This window comes from Mucilaginibacter ginkgonis (genome assembly GCF_009754905.2).
GTDB classification, from domain to species: domain Bacteria; phylum Bacteroidota; class Bacteroidia; order Sphingobacteriales; family Sphingobacteriaceae; genus Mucilaginibacter; species Mucilaginibacter ginkgonis.
The window spans coordinates 3,650,739-3,664,786 of the sequence record NZ_CP066775.1; the positions used below are offsets into that span (position 1 = coordinate 3,650,739).

A 14,048-nucleotide genomic window follows, 5' to 3' on the forward strand; every position below is an offset into this window, starting at 1 on the left:
TAATAAACTGTGTAAAAATTTTGTTAATGTTAAGAAAAACGTATTTTAGCAAACTAATTAACTCATTTAATAACGCATGAAAAAAATTTTACTTAGTATTTTTGCGGGTATATTGCTGCTTAGCCAGATGGCTTATGCGCAAACCCTCACTGTTACGGGTTTAGTTACCAGTAAAGATGACGGACAACCATTACCGGGTGTAACCGTACGTATTAAAGGAACAACCCGTGGCACTCAAACAGACGTAAACGGACGTTATACGATCGTAGTTCCGTCATCAGAGTCTACGCTTCAATTCTCATTTGTTGGTTATGATAGCTATGAGCAACGTGCAGACCAAAGAGGCAACATTTCTCTTGTATCTAACAAGCGCTCACTATCAGAAGTAGTGGTAGTTGGTTACGGTACCCAGTTACGTAAAGACGTTACCGGTTCTGTATCCAGTATCAAAGGGTCTGATTTTACCGACCGTGCTATACCGTCTTTTGATAAAGACCTTGCGGGTAAAGCAACAGGTGTTCAGGTAATTCAGCCTTCTGGTTTATTAGGCCAGCCTACTCAGATCCGTATCCGTGGTGTTAACTCAATTAACAACGGTCAGGGCCCTCTCTATGTTGTTGATGGTGTGCCTGTTAACGTTGGTAACGTTGGCGACTTAAGCCAGGTTACAAACTCTAACTCATTGGCGGATTTTAACCCGAATGACATTGCGAGCTTTGAAGTATTGAAAGACGGTGCTGCTACCGCGATCTACGGTTCACGTGCATCAAACGGTGTAATCTTGATCACAACTAAAAGAGGCCGCATTGGCGCTCCGCAGTTTACTTACGACGGCTATTTTGCAGAGTCTAAAGTTGCTAAAAGATTCAATCTTTTAAATGCAGATCAGTTTATTGAGGTTGCCAATGAGCGTTTGGTAGCTGCAGGTAACGCGCCTCAGGCTTTCCAAACACCTAATCCAAATGGTGGTAACTACAATACCAACTGGCAAGATTATCTGTTCCGTACAGGTATACAGCAAAACCATGTTGTATCATCTTCGGGCGGTTCAGAAGCCGGCAGGTATTATTTCTCTTTAGGCTATAGCAACCAAAACGGTATCATTATCGCTAACAGCTTAAAACGTTACACTTTTAGGGCAAGCTTAGACCAGCGTGTAAACAAACTGATTTCAGTTGGTTTAACCGCAGGTGCTACTTATCAGGACAATTACGGCCCTACAATTGGTAGTAACGCTTTATCAGGCAACATTTTTGGTGGTATCCGTATGCTTCCTAACGTTCCTGTTTATGACCCTAATGACCCTACAGGTTTTTATATTTCTGCAGACAGAAGGTCATTAGGCCAGGGTGCTAACTTGATCCCAATTTCAGATAACATTCCTAACCAATTATTCGTTTCTACTTACAACATCCGTCGTGGCCAAACTTACAGGCTTAACGGTAACTTCTTTGTACAGTTAGATCTTTATAAAGGTTTAAAATTGAAATCTTTGATTGGTATTGACAACAACTACCTTGACGATTTCCAGTTTAACGATCCTCGTTCTGGTGACGGTTTTGGTAGCAATGGTTCAATTTTCCAGGCTTATACTTCATCCCCAAGCTACACTGTTCAAAACATATTGACTTACAATACAAGCATTGCTAAGGCACATAACATAGACTTCACTGCCGTACAAGAGCTTCAAAAAAGCAAAAGACAAGTGTACACTGCTTCGGGTACCGGTATTTCAGATATTTTCTTTAATCAGGGCCTTATCTCAAATACTGTTACAACCCAGAACTCTGGTGGTAGTTTAGTATATCGCAGCATTGAGTCTTATGTTGGCCGTTTAAACTACAACTACAAAAACAGGTATTATATTGGTGGGTCAATCAGGGCTGACAAGTTATCAAACTTGCCAATTGCAAACCGCACAGGTTATTTCCCTGGCGTATCTGCTGCTTACCGTGTGTCTGAAGAACCTTTCTTTAAGGAATCTGCTTTAAGCAAGGTTGTGTCTGATTTTAGGTTACGCGGATCATTTGCTGTAGTTGGTAATACAGATATTGGTACTTTCCCTTATTTAGGTTTGTATAGCTCATCACTGTACGGTAACCAAAACGGTATTGGTTTTAGCCAGTCAGGCAATGCCGATCTGCGTTGGGAAAAACAAAACAAAACAGATGTTGGCTTCGATTTAGGCTTGTTTAATAACCGCATAAGCGTTACTGCTGCTTATTACAAGCAAGACAGTAAAGACCTTATCCTGCAAGCACCAACACCTGCATCTTTGGGTATACCGGGTAACTTTATATACCAAAACGTTGGTGCTGTTAGAAACACTGGTTTTGAGTTCCAAGTTAATGCTGACGTGATCAGAAGCAAAGATTTTACCTGGAACACCACATTGAATTTCACTACACAGAAAAACGTAGTGTTGTCATTGGTTAATGGCCAAACACAGATCATCAATTCAAACAACATGAATATCATCAGAGTTGGAGAATCGATCAACTCTTTGTATGGCTATCAGTATGCCGGTGTTAATGCTGCAAACGGTAACCCGTTATATGTAAAAGCAAATGGCCAGATCATCCAGGGTAACGTTACAACCAGTACTTACGCTACTTATGATCCGGCAAACCCAACATCGGTAGCTACCGCAGCAACGCTAAGCTCTGATGACCGCGTATTATTAGGTAAAACTTTGCCATCTTACTTTGGCGGTTTTAATAACACCTTTACTTACAAAGGCTTTGATCTTAACGTATTTTTACGTTGGTCTGGCGGTAACAAAGTTTACAACCGTACACGTGTAGATCTTTTGAACCAAAACTTTGTGAATAACGGTACAGAGATCCTTGGTCGCTGGCAAAGTGCTGCCAACCCTGGTGACGGTGTAACACCTCGCCAATGGTTTGGTAAAGCTACATTCATCAACCAGGATGCTGCCGCTTACTCTCGTTTTGTTGAAAATGGCGATTTCTTACGTATGGACAACTTAGCAATTGGTTACAAACTACCTGCCGAGATTGTTAACAAACTAAAAGTTGCCCGTGTTAGATTATATGCTTCTGCACAAAACGTGTTTGTAATCACTAAATACAAAGGTCTTGACCCGGAAATTAACAATAACGGTGCAGGTATAGATTATAACAGTAACCCATTAGCACGTACCTTTACTTTTGGCGTTAACGTAGGCTTTTAATTAAAAAGATTTTAGACAATGAACAGTAAATACTTTAAAAATAAAAAGGCAATTGCCGCACCTATGCTGGCGTTGCTTCTGTTAGCGGGATCTTGCAAGAAATTTACAGACCTGCAACCAAATAACCAATTCTCTGAAACTTCTGCTTTTTCATCTGCAGACCGTGTGTCTTTGGCTGTAACTGGCGTATACAGTGCCATGCAAGCAGGCGCTTATACAGACGGTACCAACCGTGGTTATCCGTTTGGTGCTGCTAACGTTTGCCAGGGTGAAGCGCGCGGTGAAGACTTTATAGCCGTTCCATCATTTTTCCTGATTACGTATCAAGGAGATTATGATGCAACCACCGCCAACAACACTGCCATGTGGACAACCCTTTATGCCGGTATCAACAGGGCAAACGTTGTGATAAAAGGTGTTCAAGGCGCTGTAGCAGCGGGTACAATCAGTGCTGCCGTAGGTGCTGCTTATGAAGGCGAATGCCGCTTTTTGCGTGCTTTGGCTTACCACGAGTTGTTAATCCATTTCGCGAAGCCATATTCAGATGATCCATCTGCATTGGGTGTTCCTTTGCAATTAACTGCGGTAACCGGTTCACCGGATGTACCGGCGGCATCTCAGGTTCAACGAAGCACTGTGGCTCAATGCTATACGCAAATCTTAGCCGACCTTGATTTCGCTGAGACAAATCTTCCGGCAGTTCCTGCTATCAAGATCACTCACGCTTCAAAGGGCGCAGCTATCGCGTTAAAAACCCGTATAAAACTGCATATGAAAGATTGGGCAGGCGTAATTGCAGAAGGTGCTAAATTGGGTACCGGTACAGTTTCTGCAACTTATACTTCGCCAATAGGTAGCTATGCGTTGACAGCATCTCCTGACGGTCCTTTCGCCAGCGTTGGTGCTAACTACAGCAATCCAGAGTCTATTTTCTCTATCGAAAATAACACTAATCGTAACTCCGGCACAAACGGCTCTATAAGTACCATGTTTACTAAAGCGCCTGGTCGTGGATTGATGGTTATCTCACCAATCATTTATGATGCGCCTTTCTGGACTGCAAATGATTTGCGTCGTACGTTGTTAACTACAACAGATAACCGTTACTGGTATACCAGCAAATACAAAGATCCTGCAACCTTTACAGATGCTAACCCTATCATCCGTTACGCAGAGGTATTGTTAAACGTTGCTGAAGCTTACTCTCGTACTGCTGCCTTGAGCGCTAACGCGTTCTCTCTGTTAAACGCTGTAAGAAACCGTTCAGTTACTGCAGCTGCAGACAGATTTGCATCTATCGCAAGTTTTGCTACAGCTAATGATCTGACTCAAGCTATCTTGAACGAGCGTCGTATTGAGTTTTTGGGTGAAGGCCGCCGTTGGTCTGATATCCACCGCTTAGTTACCGATCCGGTATTCAGCACAGGTGGTATCCCATCTAAACCAAGTTCTGCAAATGCTACCTTTGCGACTTACACAATAGGTAAACCATATGCAGGTGCGCGTAGCGTTGCTGCTATCCCTTATACAGGTGGTGCTGCCAGCTATAAATTTATCTGGCCTATACCGGTTGTTGAAACCAATGCTAACCCTGTGTTAGCGGCTCAACAAAACCCTGGTTATTAATCAGATATTTTGATGATAAATAAGGAAAGCCTCCCGAACTCGGGAGGCTTTTTTTTATTTTCTGGCTTTGATATCGCGTATCATTTCTGAATAGCCAATGCGTCGCGAAGCAGCATTTATAGTGTTTGCGATACGGGTGGCGCGGGTGGGTTCTGTCTTCGCGCTGGTGATCCATTTTATAAAATAATCGCGGTGGCCGCGTGGTAAACTGTTAAAGAAATCTAATGCCTCAGGCTGTTCATAGCTAAAGGCCTCGGCCATGTCTTCGGGCATTTCAATTACAAAATCGTCGTGCGTTTCCAGGCCGACAGATACCATCGCCCCTGCACTTTTATGTAAGCCTTTGCGCATAACGGCGTTTATGGCCATTATAAAACTGCCGTCGCCCCATGGAATAAGCGCTACACCAGCAATGGGCAGGTCATCGATAAAGCCCTTTACTCTGAAAGATTTTTTGTTACTCGGCTTTAACGTGTTTGCGAGGTCAGAGGTAACAACAATATAAGTCCAGCCCGTTTTCTCGCCCTGCTCGGCGAACCGTTGTAATACGGTTTGAAACTTCACCATTATAAAAAATTAAATTTTAGCTGCTGTAACATTTTGTAAAACAGAGGGGTCTTATTTATGAAACCAAATTTACAATACCATGAAAACATTAAAAATCGCTTTTATAGCATTAACATTATTCACCACAAGTTTAACAGTTGGCGCAGCCACTAAAGAAGATGTAAGCCCATCCGGCCAATACAAAGTAATTAATACTTATGTAGACGCTATTACCCGTGGCCGTTTAACTGGCTTTGACGGTGTAACCGATAACTCTGCAAAATTCAAAGTACTGCGCAATAATCAAATCCAAAGTTTTACTAAGGATGATATGATCTCTTATCTCAAAGAGAACGAAGGGCGTGAACAACAGTGCACAATTGCGACAGAAGTAGTCAGCAGCAACGATGATGTGGCGGTGATAAAGGTTGAACAGAAGTATGCCGGCCTTACCCGCACCAATTATGTCACCTTAGCCAACAATGGCAAAGAGTGGAAGATCACAGATGTGTATAGCATTTTCAAATAAGCTGCTGGCAGCAATAACAAAGAAGGCCGCTATAGCGGCCTTCTTTGTTATTGTACATATTTCTTTAATGCTTTTTGCCAACGGTCATAACCCTCTAGCTTCAAATGCAGTAAGTCGGGTTTAAATAAACTACTATCGGGCAAATTGGTCTTTTTGTCATAAAGCACCGTATTCACATCGACATACTTGGCATCTTTATGGGTATCGATAAAGTTTTTGACAAGCGTATTAGTCGAATCCACACGCGCGTAACGGATAGCACGGCTGGGGCTTTTTTTGATCGACATCCAGATGATGGTACTGCCCGACAATTGTTGCTGAACCATACCGTAAAGTTTAACAAAGTTATTATACACCTGCTGAGGTGTTTGGCCATCATTAAGATCGTTTTCCCCCGCGTATACAAACACTCGCTCGGGCTTGTAAGGGAACAAAATAAAAGGGGTATAATATTTTACCCACTGTTCTAAGGTAGAACCGCCTACGCCACGGGCCAGCACTCTTTTGTCTGGAAAGCGGGCTGCTATATCTGTCCACATCCTTATCGAAGAGCTACCAATAAACAAGTTGCTGCCCGGCTTCGGGAAGTGCAAACTATCCGCGGTTTTATAAGCGCGTAATTCATCTGCAAACGGGAAACCTGTTTGTGCCTTTGCACTCAGTGTTGAGATTGCAAGTGCTAATAGAAAAAATTTGAATTTCATTGGTTTATGATTGTGCTAATCTTTCTTCAAAGAAAAGAAAAGGTAAGAAACTTTCACTGCCATTGACAATCCAAACGGGGCCGTCTCCTATAAATAGGATAATCTTGATCTTTTGCTCCTGCTTTTTTTCATACTCCGCTAAAACCTGGAGACAGGATCCGCAGGGTGTAACCGGTTGACTAATTTTAAAATCGTCTGTGTGAGCGGTTATGGCAATGCTTTCGATAGGATCATCACTATAGTTAGCGCCCCAATTAAACAAAGCAACTCGCTCTGCGCAAAGGCCCGATGGGTAAGCAACATTCTCCTGATTGCTGCCATATACTATACGCCCGCTTTGCAACTTTAAAGCTGCGCCAACTTTGAACTTTGAGTAAGGTGAGTGGGATCCGGCCAGCGCTTTAATAGCTTCAATGCAAATGAGCCTATCTCCCGGATTCAATTCAGCTACGGATGAAAACTCATCGAAACTGATCTTTATTTCATGTGGAACCATTTATCTGACCCCACAAAAAAGCGGGGCAAACAAGATAACTGATATATCGCTGAAATGCAAATATACCTTTGCCTAAAGAGTCCTTAGATTACAAAGTGCTTACAGTTATCAAACAATTGAAATTTTACTCATGCATTGGTTTTAGTTAAAGCACACGCGACACGCGTGCTACAGGGCAACGAATGAAATTAAACTATATCTCTATCACTTTAAGTTTTCTTCGTAGACGTTCTAATGTAGCGGGGGCATCATTGCTGAAGAAAGTTGAAAGAAATTCTGAATTTTTAAGCCTAAAATAGACTTTATAGCCGTCGATAAATTCCATATAATAGTTACCGATGGTTATTCCCGATTCGATTGATTTTATGTCGGTCAATAGTCTCCGTTGTGTGCCTGTCATTTTACGATAGATAATATGTGTAGAACTGATAGAGACATCGGCAAACGAAAATAATCGCCATATACAAACAATAAAAAAGACAAGCACACAAAATATAATAAGAAAAAGATTGCCACTAAAGGGGGTGTCTCTCAATATATATCCTGTGAATAAACTAAAAAGTGTACTTCCAACTAAAATGATCCATTGCAGGATAACAGTGTAGTCTGCTCCGATGATTTCTTCATTTTCATGGAGGCGTTCATCTTCAGGTTTTCGCTTCATTGGCTTTCTAAGATTATGCAACCTCCTTAATTTCGGGCTCATCTGCAGCAATAAGCGGGTTTACTGTCTCGTCGTCTTTTTCCACTCTTAAATTTTGCACAATGTGCTGCTGACGGGTAGGAGTGTTCTTACCCATAAAATACTCCAAAAGGCCTTTGATATTTGCGTCTTTCAGGATCACCGGGTCGAGGCGGATGTCCTTGCCGATAAACAACCCGAATTCTTCGGGAGATATTTCGCCCAGCCCTTTAAAGCGTGTGATCTCGGGTTTGTTACCCAATTTCTCGATCGCCGCGCGCCGTTCCTCATCACTATAACAGTAAATGGTTTCTTTTTTATTACGTACCCGAAATAATGGGGTTTGCAAAATGGATACGTGCCCGGCTTTCACCAGATCCGGAAAGAACTGCAAAAAGAAGGTCATCATCAGCAAACGGATGTGCATGCCGTCAACATCGGCATCAGTAGCAATTACTATGTTGTTGTATTGGAGGCCATCAATGCCATCTTCGATGTTTAAAGCGTGTTGCAGTAGGTTAAACTCTTCGTTCTCATACACTACCTTTTTAGTCAGTCCATAGCAATTCAACGGCTTTCCTTTTAAACTAAATACTGCCTGTGTTTGTACATCGCGCGATTTGGTAATAGATCCGCTGGCCGAGTCACCCTCTGTGATAAATAACGTAGTATCTTGTCGACGTTCGTGGTTGTCGCTAAAATGCAGTTTACAATCGCGCAGTTTACGGTTGTGAAGCGATGCCTTTTTAGCTCGCTCATTTGCCAATTTTTTGATGCCTGCAATGTCCTTTCGCTCGCGCTCAGACTGCATAATACGTTTTAATAGCGCATCTGCTGCCGCCGGATTTTTATGCAGGTAATTGTCTAATTCTGTTTTTACGAAATCGTTTATATAGCCACGCACTGTCGGCCCATCAGGCCCTACGTTTTGCGAACCCAGTTTGGTTTTGGTTTGCGACTCGAATACCGGCTCCTGCACTTTAATGGCAATTGCCGCCACAATGGAAGCACGCACGTCTGATGCGTCAAATTCTTTTTTGTAGAATTCCCGAACCGTTTTTACCACCGCTTCGCGGAAGGCGGCCTGGTGTGTGCCACCTTGTGTGGTATGCTGGCCGTTAACAAACGAATAATATTCTTCGCCGTACTGCTGGCCGTGCGTCATGGCTATTTCAATATCATTGCCTTTTAAATGAATAATTGGGTAACGAAGGTGCTCAACATTTGTGTTACGGGTTAACAGGTCATAAAGCCCCTGTTCCGAAAAATATTTCTGATTATTAAAATTGATCGTCAATCCCGAGTTAAGGAACACGTAGTTCCATATCATATTCTCTACAAACTCAGGGATAAAACGGTAATGGCGGAAAATGCTTTCGTCGGGAATAAAATTTATGGCAGTACCGTTACGTTGTGTAGTCTCTTTCTCCGGTTCGTCCCGCAATAGTTCACCTTTGGTAAATTCGGCAATTTTGGTGCGTCCATCGCGATAAGATTGGACCGTAAAAGACGTTGACAGTGCGTTAACGGCTTTTGTACCTACACCGTTCAACCCTACAGATTTTTGGAAGGCATTGCTGTCATACTTTCCACCAGTATTGATCTTGGATACGCAATCTATAACTTTGCCCAGCGGAATGCCGCGGCCATAATCGCGCACAGCAACTTTATGGTCGCTCATGTTAATATCTATCGAGCGGCCGGCACCCATCACAAACTCATCTATTGAGTTGTCTACTATCTCTTTAAGCAATACATAAACGCCATCATCATAAGCAGAACCGTCGCCTAGTTTCCCGATGTACATACCCGGGCGCAGGCGTATATGCTCTTTCCAATCTAATGATCTGATGCTGTCTTCGCTATACTTTACTTCTGCCATGTAACGCTAATATTTTTAGTTTGCAAATGTAGCTGTTGCGCCATTCATTCGGAAAGATAGACTAATAAAAGCTTGCCTTGAAATATGAGAGACTTGTTTTTCTCAACATTTAAACATTCCGGATTGCCGATTAAACGTTAATTTGCAATGCGCATATGAATGATCTGCTACATACATTGCTGGGCAACGACATTAAAGCGGGCTTACTGGTTATCCTCAACCTGGTAGTCATCGAGAGCTTGCTGTCTGTAGACAATGCGGCGGTTTTGGCAACCATGGTGGTAGACCTGCCACCGAGGCAGCGGAGCAGAGCACTGCGTTACGGACTTTTAGGCGCTTATGTTTTACGCGGCGCCTGCCTTTTGCTGGCAAGCTGGCTGGTAAAAGTGTGGTGGTTGAAACCTTTAGGCGGTATCTACCTGCTGTATCTTGCTTTTAAGTTCTTTAAGGAGAGTGAAAAAATAGAGCACCACGAAAACCTAGATAAAAGCCAAAATTGGCTATATAAAGCAACAGTAGGCCTACTTGGGACCTTTTGGGCGACCGTAGCGCTGATAGAGTTGATGGATCTGGCCTTTTCTATCGACAATGTGTTTGCCGCTGTTGCTTTTACAGACCACGTTTTTCTTATATATGTGGGCGTCTTTATAGGAATACTGGCAATGCGTTTTGTGGCGCAGGCTTTTGTAAGGCTGATGGAAAAGTTTACCTTTTTAGAGACTGCCGCCTTTATGGTTATTGGCGTTTTAGGTTTAAAACTTACCGCATCGCTCTACACACACTTTTATCCAGAAACAGATTTCGCTAAAATTCTCGACAGCGAAAAGACCGATATCTTCGTCTCGGTATTCACTGTAGCAATATTTCTCTTGCCAGTGTTAAGCTCGATGCTGTTCAACTTTCCTAAGAGAAAGGTGTAACTAAACCGCGTTAGATTTTATAAAGTGCCTGCCAATGGCTATATTTGCTGCCTATAAACGGGGGATTAGCTCAGCTGGCTAGAGCGCTTGCATGGCATGCAAGAGGTCATCGGTTCGACTCCGATATTCTCCACCAGAGCCCTGCTAAAGCGGGGTTTTTTGCAGCTCAATTAAGTGAGCGATACTCCGCAGGCGTTTGCCCTACTTTTTGTTTAAATATCCTTGAGAAGTGCTGCGGATATTTGAAGCCTAACTCATAGGCCACCTGGTTGATGGTTTTGCTGCCATCGAATATTTTCTCTTTCGCGGTCTCAATCAATTTTGCCTGAACATATTCTTGCGCGGTCTTACCAGTTTCTTTTTTTACGAGGTCGCCAAAATAGTTGGCAGATAAATTTAATTGCCCGGCACACCATGCAATAGATGGCAGACCAATTATGGCCGGTTTATCAGATTCGAAATAATTATTCAACAAATTTTCGAAACGTTCCAGTATTCCACGATTGACATGATCCCTCAGGATAAACTGGCGATCATAAAAGCGCATGCAGTAATTTAAGAACAATTCGATATTAGCTACAATCAGCTTCTTGCTGTGCTTATCTACACCACGTTCAAGTTCATCATTTATTTTATCAAAGCAATCTAAAACGGTATTGCGTTCGCGTTCGGATATATGAAGCGCCTCGTTTGACTGATAGCCAAAAAAGCCATAGTCGCGCATCTGTTTAGCTAAAGAAGTTCCGAGTAACAAGTCGGGGTGAAATGTCAGCGCATAACCTTTGGGCTGAAAAGTTTCATTATTATTTACACCGGCTACCTGCCCGGGAGCTATAAAAACAAGCGTGCCCTCCTGGTAATCATAAGTGTTTTTGCCATAGCGCAAATCGCCGCATACTACATCTTTCAAGATCACTGTATAAACACCAAAATACATTTGCGAGCCCGACCTGGGGTCGGCTTTAGAGAAGTCCACAATGCTTACCAGCGGATGCTTAGTCTCATTCTTATTAAATGCATTATACTGGCTTACAGTATCGAAACGCTTGATTTGTTCCATGGCCTAATGATCTGTTTATCGAAAGTAATGCAAAATTTCATTCCTGCTGCTAGACCATTTAAACATCAGTAATAATGGTACAAACATCTGTAATCTGTATCCTATAAATGACTAATAGGGGTATGACATTTGTACAGTTAATAGAAACAAGAAAATTATGCAAAGTATGAAATTGAACAATGGCGTAAAGATGCCAATTCTTGGTTTCGGAGTTTACCAGGTAACAGACCTGGCAGAGTGCGAACGCAGTGTAGTTGATGCTATTGAAACGGGCTACAGGCTTATTGACACTGCACAGGCTTACGGTAACGAAGAGGCGGTAGGTAAGGCTGTTAAAAAAAGTGGCATACCGCGCGACGAAATATTCATTACTACCAAATTATGGATACAATCCAAGGGTTACGACGGCGCGAAAAAAGCGTTTGAAAATTCATTAAATAAATTGCAGCTAGATTATATAGACCTGTACTTGATTCATCAGCCGTTTGGCGACGTATATGGCGAATGGCGGGCAATGGAAGAGTTGTACAAAGAAGGAAAAATTAAGGCTATAGGCGTCAGCAATTTTCAGCCCGATAGGTTGATGGACCTGATTATCCATAATGATATTGTGCCTGCTGTTAACCAGGTGGAGACACATCCTTTTCACCAACAACTGGACGCACATCAATTCATGTTAGATAATAATGTGCAAATAGAATCATGGGGGCCATTTGCAGAAGGCAAGAATGATATTTTCAGTAACACCGTCTTGAAGAACATTGGCGAAAAATACAATAAAACCATAGCCCAGGTTGTGTTGCGCTGGCTTACCCAAAGAGGAATTGTCGCGATCCCGAAATCTGTGCGTAAAGAACGTATGGCCGAGAACCTTAACAGTCTTGATTTTGAGTTAACAGGGGAGGAAATGGATAAGATCAAAGCTTTGGATACAAACACCAGTAGTTTCTTTGATCACCGCGATCCCAAGATGGTTAAGTGGCTGGGTGAACGCAAACTAAATAATTAAATCATTATGGAAATAAAAAGAATAGGGTCAAGGCCATCTGCCAAAGGGCCCGCAGATTATTTTACCGGGACGGTACGCATCGATCCGTTGAATGAACCGCCGGAACCTGCTCGCGTTTCAATGGCGCTGGTAACTTTTGAACCCGGTGCGCGCACTGCCTGGCACACGCATCCTTACGGTCAAACCTTAATAGTTACGCAAGGTACGGGCTGGGTCCAAAAAGAGGGTAGTGGAAGAGAAAATATCTTTCCGGGTGATGTGATCTATTTCGAACCGAATGAAAAACATTGGCATGGTGCCACCGCCACTACGGCTATGAGCCACATTGCCGTGCAGGAAAAAGAAAATGGGTCGCCGGTTGTGTGGATGGAACAGGTTACAGACGAGCAATACAACAGCTAATAAAATTATGAAAACAAGACAATTAGGTAAAAGCGGACTCGAAGTATCAGCCCTGGGATTGGGTTGCATGGGGCTAAGTTTTGGTTACGGGCCCGCAACGGACAAAAGCGATGCTATAAAGTTACTGCATGCGGCCGTTGAGCGAGGTGTCACATTTTTTGATTCGGCAGAAGCTTATGGCCCTTATGACAACGAAGAATTACTGGGCGAAGCTTTAGCGCCTCACCGTGATAAACTGGTCATCGCTACTAAATTCGGTTTTAAAGAAGGTAAACCTGCACTAGGGGTAGACAGCCGGCCTAAAAATATAAGAGCAGTTGCAGAGGCATCTCTAAAACGTTTAAGAACAGACCGCATAGACCTTTTATACCAGCACCGTGTCGACCCTGGTGTGCCTATGGAAGATGTAGCCGGAACGGTAAAAGACCTGATAAGTGAAGGCAAGGTATTACACTTCGGGATGTCCGAAGCCGGGGTTGAAGCCATACGCAAGGCACACGCCGTACAGCCCGTTACTGCCCTGCAAAGCGAATATTCTATGTGGTGGCGCGAACCCGAGCAGGATATATTGCCTGTTCTGGAAGAATTGGGGATAGGCTTTGTGCCATTTAGCCCGTTGGGCAAGGGTTTCTTAACAGGGGCTATAAGCGCGGATACTGAATTTGACAGCACCGATTTTCGTAATTCCGTTCCGCGTTTTTCTGAAGAGAACCGTAAAGCTAACCAAGCTTTGGTAGACCAACTTGGCAACATCGCCAAAGATAAAAATGCTACTCCGGCGCAAATTGCATTGGCCTGGCTGCTGGCTCAAAAACCTTGGATAGTACCTATCCCCGGCACTACAAAGCTGCACCGCCTGGAAGAGAACTTAGGTGCGGTAGACATACAGCTTACTGATGCCGATCTTAAAGCAATAGATAATGCTTTGGCCGGTATCGAAATTGTAGGTAACCGTTATTCAGAGTCTGCCCAGAAAATGATAAATCGCTAATCATATTA

General features: G+C 43.1%; 13 protein-coding genes and 1 tRNA gene. 8 read left to right on the top strand and 6 right to left on the bottom strand.

Translation table 11 applies throughout. The features are described 5' to 3' along the window. The first annotated feature begins 76 nt into the window (after nucleotides 1-76). Both GO620_RS16925 and GO620_RS16930 read left to right on the top strand, forming a co-directional pair. Nucleotides 77-3,193, top strand: coding sequence for a SusC/RagA family TonB-linked outer membrane protein (locus GO620_RS16925; RefSeq protein ID WP_157523462.1), 3,117 nt, complete (start codon nucleotides 77-79; stop codon nucleotides 3,191-3,193). 18 nt (nucleotides 3,194-3,211) lie between these two features. Next, complete coding sequence (locus GO620_RS16930) at nucleotides 3,212-4,819, top strand: RagB/SusD family nutrient uptake outer membrane protein (RefSeq protein ID WP_198173503.1); 1,608 nt, start codon at nucleotides 3,212-3,214, stop codon at nucleotides 4,817-4,819. Between the two features lie 54 nt (nucleotides 4,820-4,873). Here the strand turns inward: GO620_RS16930 and GO620_RS16935 are convergent, their stop codons facing one another. Continuing rightward, nucleotides 4,874-5,386, bottom strand: coding sequence for a YdeI/OmpD-associated family protein (locus GO620_RS16935; RefSeq protein ID WP_157523461.1), 513 nt, complete (start codon nucleotides 5,384-5,386; stop codon nucleotides 4,874-4,876). 79 nt (nucleotides 5,387-5,465) lie between these two features. Between GO620_RS16935 and GO620_RS16940 the strand changes: the two genes are divergently transcribed. Next, entirely contained in the window at nucleotides 5,466-5,894 is a 429-nt protein-coding gene (locus tag GO620_RS16940; RefSeq protein WP_157523460.1) for a nuclear transport factor 2 family protein, read from the top strand. A 47-nt stretch (nucleotides 5,895-5,941) separates the two neighbouring features. On the opposite strand, the gene GO620_RS16945 is transcribed toward GO620_RS16940, so the two are convergent. The 4 genes from GO620_RS16945 to GO620_RS16960 all read right to left on the bottom strand — a co-directional run bounded on the left by GO620_RS16945 (nucleotide 5,942) and on the right by GO620_RS16960 (nucleotide 9,658). Beyond that, nucleotides 5,942-6,598 carry a GDSL-type esterase/lipase family protein gene (locus GO620_RS16945; RefSeq protein WP_157523459.1) on the bottom strand — a complete coding sequence of 219 codons (657 nt, stop codon included), beginning with the start codon at nucleotides 6,596-6,598 and terminating at the stop codon, nucleotides 5,942-5,944. Between the two features lie 4 nt (nucleotides 6,599-6,602). Continuing rightward, a complete protein-coding gene (locus GO620_RS16950; protein WP_157523458.1) occupies nucleotides 6,603-7,094 on the bottom strand; it encodes a cytidine deaminase in 492 nt (163 codons plus the stop codon). A 193-nt stretch (nucleotides 7,095-7,287) separates the two neighbouring features. After that, nucleotides 7,288-7,758 (bottom strand): hypothetical protein, encoded by a 471-nt coding sequence (locus GO620_RS16955; RefSeq protein WP_157523457.1) that lies wholly within the window; start codon nucleotides 7,756-7,758, stop codon nucleotides 7,288-7,290. Between the two features lie 13 nt (nucleotides 7,759-7,771). After that, nucleotides 7,772-9,658, bottom strand: a complete 1,887-nt coding sequence (locus GO620_RS16960; protein WP_157523456.1) for a DNA topoisomerase IV subunit B — start codon at nucleotides 9,656-9,658, stop codon at nucleotides 7,772-7,774. Between the two features lie 155 nt (nucleotides 9,659-9,813). On the opposite strand from GO620_RS16960, the gene GO620_RS16965 reads away from it, so the two are divergent. Next, complete coding sequence (locus GO620_RS16965) at nucleotides 9,814-10,578, top strand: TerC family protein (RefSeq protein ID WP_157523455.1); 765 nt, start codon at nucleotides 9,814-9,816, stop codon at nucleotides 10,576-10,578. A 59-nt stretch (nucleotides 10,579-10,637) separates the two neighbouring features. Beyond that, nucleotides 10,638-10,714, top strand: a tRNA-Ala gene (locus GO620_RS16970). Nucleotides 10,715-10,744: 30 nt separating this feature from the next. On the opposite strand, the gene GO620_RS16975 is transcribed toward GO620_RS16970, so the two are convergent. Continuing rightward, the gene (locus tag GO620_RS16975) at nucleotides 10,745-11,638 is read right to left on the bottom strand and encodes a helix-turn-helix domain-containing protein (RefSeq protein ID WP_157523454.1); all 894 of its coding nucleotides are present in this window, start codon (nucleotides 11,636-11,638) and stop codon (nucleotides 10,745-10,747) included. 157 nt (nucleotides 11,639-11,795) lie between these two features. Here GO620_RS16975 and GO620_RS16980 point away from each other — a divergent pair, with 157 nt between their 5' ends. The 3 genes from GO620_RS16980 to GO620_RS16990 are packed head-to-tail and all read left to right on the top strand — an operon-like array spanning nucleotide 11,796 to nucleotide 14,040. Next, nucleotides 11,796-12,647 carry an aldo/keto reductase gene (locus GO620_RS16980; RefSeq protein WP_157523453.1) on the top strand — a complete coding sequence of 284 codons (852 nt, stop codon included), beginning with the start codon at nucleotides 11,796-11,798 and terminating at the stop codon, nucleotides 12,645-12,647. Between the two features lie 6 nt (nucleotides 12,648-12,653). Beyond that, nucleotides 12,654-13,049, top strand: coding sequence for a (R)-mandelonitrile lyase (locus GO620_RS16985; RefSeq protein WP_157523452.1), 396 nt, complete (start codon nucleotides 12,654-12,656; stop codon nucleotides 13,047-13,049). 7 nt (nucleotides 13,050-13,056) lie between these two features. Further along, on the top strand, nucleotides 13,057-14,040 hold the full coding sequence (locus tag GO620_RS16990) for an aldo/keto reductase (RefSeq protein WP_157523451.1): 984 nt from the start codon (nucleotides 13,057-13,059) through the stop codon (nucleotides 14,038-14,040). The last annotated feature ends 8 nt before the right edge of the window (nucleotides 14,041-14,048 follow it).

Excerpts from the sequence above, each read along its gene's own strand:
- GO620_RS16925 (WP_157523462.1), top strand. The coding sequence starts at position 77 with ATGAAAAAAATTTTACTTAGTATTTTTGCGGGTATATTGCTGCTTAGC.
- GO620_RS16930 (WP_198173503.1), top strand. The coding sequence starts at position 3,212 with ATGAACAGTAAATACTTTAAAAATAAAAAGGCAATTGCCGCACCTATG.
- GO620_RS16935 (WP_157523461.1), bottom strand. The coding sequence starts at position 5,386 with ATGGTGAAGTTTCAAACCGTATTACAACGGTTCGCCGAGCAGGGCGAG.
- GO620_RS16940 (WP_157523460.1), top strand. The coding sequence starts at position 5,466 with ATGAAAACATTAAAAATCGCTTTTATAGCATTAACATTATTCACCACA.
- GO620_RS16945 (WP_157523459.1), bottom strand. The coding sequence starts at position 6,598 with ATGAAATTCAAATTTTTTCTATTAGCACTTGCAATCTCAACACTGAGT.
- GO620_RS16950 (WP_157523458.1), bottom strand. The coding sequence starts at position 7,094 with ATGGTTCCACATGAAATAAAGATCAGTTTCGATGAGTTTTCATCCGTA.
- GO620_RS16955 (WP_157523457.1), bottom strand. The coding sequence starts at position 7,758 with ATGAAGCGAAAACCTGAAGATGAACGCCTCCATGAAAATGAAGAAATC.
- GO620_RS16960 (WP_157523456.1), bottom strand. The coding sequence starts at position 9,658 with ATGGCAGAAGTAAAGTATAGCGAAGACAGCATCAGATCATTAGATTGG.
- GO620_RS16965 (WP_157523455.1), top strand. The coding sequence starts at position 9,814 with ATGAATGATCTGCTACATACATTGCTGGGCAACGACATTAAAGCGGGC.
- GO620_RS16975 (WP_157523454.1), bottom strand. The coding sequence starts at position 11,638 with ATGGAACAAATCAAGCGTTTCGATACTGTAAGCCAGTATAATGCATTT.
- GO620_RS16980 (WP_157523453.1), top strand. The coding sequence starts at position 11,796 with ATGCAAAGTATGAAATTGAACAATGGCGTAAAGATGCCAATTCTTGGT.
- GO620_RS16985 (WP_157523452.1), top strand. The coding sequence starts at position 12,654 with ATGGAAATAAAAAGAATAGGGTCAAGGCCATCTGCCAAAGGGCCCGCA.
- GO620_RS16990 (WP_157523451.1), top strand. The coding sequence starts at position 13,057 with ATGAAAACAAGACAATTAGGTAAAAGCGGACTCGAAGTATCAGCCCTG.